The 1,774-nt window shown below is 60.0% G+C and carries 1 protein-coding gene; it reads left to right on the top strand.

From position 1 onward, the window contains the following. Window positions 1-185: 185 nt before the first annotated feature. Window positions 186-1,673: an NCS1 family nucleobase:cation symporter-1 gene (locus WBB95_RS06025; RefSeq protein WP_424486729.1), complete on the top strand. Its 1,488-nt coding sequence runs from the start codon at window positions 186-188 to the stop codon at window positions 1,671-1,673. Window positions 1,674-1,774: the final 101 nt, after the last annotated feature.

Here is a 1,774-nt window from a genome sequence, read left to right as displayed (position 1 = left end):
GGAAAACTGATCAACATCAGTGCGTTATATAAGCGGTGCGGGTTCAAGGTGAGGTGTCGGCACGGTTATTGAGTGCAGTGGCGGCTGGCCGGGCCCGTGATGTCATGTTGTTTACGAGGTACTCCGGCCATCCAGCGTCAAGCGTTGGATGAGCAAAAATAATTCGAAAAAACCGTGGAGCGGCCATGCAACAGAACAGATCGCAAGTCATTGAGCGCGAAGGCCTGTACGAACTCGACGCCGGCCCCGACGTCCTCGACAGCCCTCGCTACAACCACGACATGGCACCGACCAAGGTGCACGAACGAACCTGGAACAAATGGCACATCACCGCGCTGTGGATCGGCATGTCGATTTGCGTGCCGACCTACACCCTCGGCGGCGTGCTCACCGCGTATTTCGGGCTGTCGGTGGGCGAGGCGCTGATGGCGATCCTGCTGGCCAACATCGTGGTGCTGATCCCGCTGACGCTTAACGCGTTCCCAGGCACCAAGTACGGCATCCCGTTTCCGGTGTTGTTGCGTTCCTCCTTCGGCATCCTTGGCTCCAACGTGCCGTGTTTGATTCGGGCGCTGGTGGCGTGTGGCTGGTTTGGTATCCAGACGATGTTTGGCGGCCTGGCAATTCACCTGTTCCTGGGCTCGATTTTCGAGGGCTGGAAATCCCTCGGCGGCACCGGTGAAGTGATCGGCTTCATGATTTTCTGGACGCTCAACCTGTGGGTGGTGCTGCGTGGCGCCGAGTCGATCAAACGCCTGGAAACCCTCTCGGCGCCGCTGCTGGTGGCGGTGGGCATCGGCTTGCTGGTGTGGGCGATGCCCAATGTGTCGCTCAGTGAGCTGATGGCGATCCCGCCCAAACGCCCCGAAGGCGCCAGCCTGACCGGCTACTTCATGGCTGGCCTGACCGCCATGGTGGGTTTCTGGGCCACCTTGTCGCTGAACATTCCCGACTTCAGCCGCTACGCCAAAAGCCAGAAAGACCAGATCCTCGGGCAGATTTTCGGCCTGCCGCTGACCATGTTCCTGTTCGCCGCGCTCGGCGTGATCATGACCGCCGCGTCGGTGAAACTGGTGGGCGTGAGCGTCTCCGACCCGGTGACCCTGATCGGCCATATCCAGAGCCCGGTGTGGGTGGCCATCGCCATGGCGCTGATCATCATCGCGACCTTGTCCACCAACACGGCGGCCAACATCGTTTCGCCCACCAACGACTTCCAGAACATCGCGCCCAAGCTGATCAACCGCACCACGGCGGTGATCCTTACTGGCCTTGTCGGGCTGGCGTTGATGGGCCATGAGCTGCTGAAAAAACTCGGGCTGATTGTCTCGGACGTGAGCCTGGAAACCGTGTATTCCAACTGGCTGCTGGGCTACTCAAGCCTGCTGGGCCCGATTGCCGGGATCATGGTGGTGGACTACTTCATCACCCGCAAACAGCAACTGGACCTCGCCGGCCTGTACCGCGACGACGTATACCCAGCGTGGAACTGGAGTGGGTTTATCGCCTTTGGTGTGCCGGTGGTGCTGACGTTGCTGTCGCTGGGCAGTGATGCGTTCAGCTGGTTCTACAGCTACGGCTGGTTTACCGGCTCGGCGCTGGGTGGCGTGTTGTATTACGGCCTCAATGCCAAGCGTCGAGTCAGTCCGGTCGCGCTAAAAACACCCCTGTAAAAAGCTGAGATGCCATTCAAATGTGGGAGCGGGCTTGCTCGCGAATGCGGTACGTCATTCAACACTTCAGGTGACTGAACCACCGCTTTCGCGAGCAAGCC

This window comes from Pseudomonas sp. (assembly GCF_049645325.1).
Lineage (GTDB): Bacteria > Pseudomonadota > Gammaproteobacteria > Pseudomonadales > Pseudomonadaceae > Aquipseudomonas.
This window is presented reverse-complemented; position numbering and strand designations above follow the sequence as displayed.